Raw genomic sequence first — 1,304 nt, 5'->3', positions numbered from 1 at the left:
TGGCGGCCATGCTCGTGTGCGCCACAGCGGGGCTCGCCCACGCGGGCGCGGTGGCCGCCGACCCCGTGCACGCCGTCCAGGGAACATCCGTTGTGCAGGCGCGCGTCGTCTCCCCCGCCGATCCGCTCCGAACACCGCGGCCACGAATGCGTGGCTGTCTCGCGTCTGGAAGCCGTCACGCTTTCCGAAAATATTGTGGGGCCGTCGCGGGCCAAGGCGCGCCTGTACGCTTCCGGGCAAGCGTGCCGCATCATGCGCAGGGGAGGCGTCTACCGTCTGGCCGCCACGGTGGAACGGGCGCGCTACGGCCAGGAACCATGGTGGGCGCAGGCGCGGAGTGAAGCGGACATGGTGCGCCAGCCGGGCCCTGCGAGCCGGATTGCGGCCCGTATGCACGAAGCGTTTTTCGCGGTGTGCGCCTCTCTGCCCGAGCAGGGGAAAATATTGGTGCCCGGCGTCACGCTCGGCGTGCTCGGCCAGGACGCTCCCGCCTTGGCGGACACGGTCGACGCCACGTACGGCGAACGGTTGGAAGATCGTTGCACACAAGCCGGCATCGTCCACCTGATGGCCGTGTCGGGAGGCCATTTCACGCTGGCGGCCGTATTGGCCCGGCGCGCGTGCGCGATGCTGGGAGCCGGCAGGAAGGCGAGGGCCCTGGCCCAGGCCAGCGCGTGCCTGGCGTTGTACACCGTGCTGTATCCGGCGTCCTCCGTGTCCCGCGCGCTGGCCACGGGACTGTTGTCGGCGGGCGCCATGTGGGCGGGCCGTCCCCGCCAGTCCGTGAGCCTGTTGTGCTGGAGCGTGATCCTGCTGCTGGTGGTCGACCCGTCGCTCGCGTCGGGCTACGGGTTCGCGCTTTCATGCGCGGCGACGCTCGGCATCGCATGGTTCGCGGACCCGATGCGCGCCGTACTGTCCCGTGTGCTGCCGCGCCCCCTGGCCGCAGGGCTTGCGCTTGCGGCGGCCGCCCAATATTTCACGCTTCCCGTCCAGATCCTCATGAGCGCGCAAGTGCCCCTCTGGTCGCTGCCCGCGAACCTTATCGTCAATCCCGTCATGGACGCGACCACCATATGCGGCCTTATGGCCCTCGCCTTGTCCGGGTGGGCGCCCCGTGCCGCATACCTGTTCGCGTGGGTCGCCTCCCAGGGCACACGCGTCATTGTGGCCACGGCCGACCTGCTGGGAGGCACGGGATCCGTGGCCGGGTGGACGCCGGGAGTTCCCGGGGCGTTGAGCGCGCTGGCCGTCCTCATGGGCTTGGCCATGATCGCGCGCCTGCTGGCGCGGGCCGCGCGCGT

Annotated in this window: 1 protein-coding gene; it reads left to right on the top strand. The window is 70.6% G+C overall.

What is annotated here, in order from left to right; all coding sequences use genetic code 11:
• Positions 1–90: 90 nt before the first annotated feature.
• On the top strand, positions 91–1,304 hold a 1,214-nt coding region (locus tag BMAGN_RS07425), incomplete at its 3' end, for a ComEC/Rec2 family competence protein (RefSeq protein WP_051892958.1).

The sequence above is a fragment of the Bifidobacterium magnum genome (assembly GCF_000741255.1).
Taxonomy (GTDB): Bacteria; Actinomycetota; Actinomycetes; order Actinomycetales; family Bifidobacteriaceae; genus Bifidobacterium; species Bifidobacterium magnum.
Note: the sequence above shows the minus strand (reverse complement) of the source record. Positions and strands in the feature narration are given on the sequence as shown.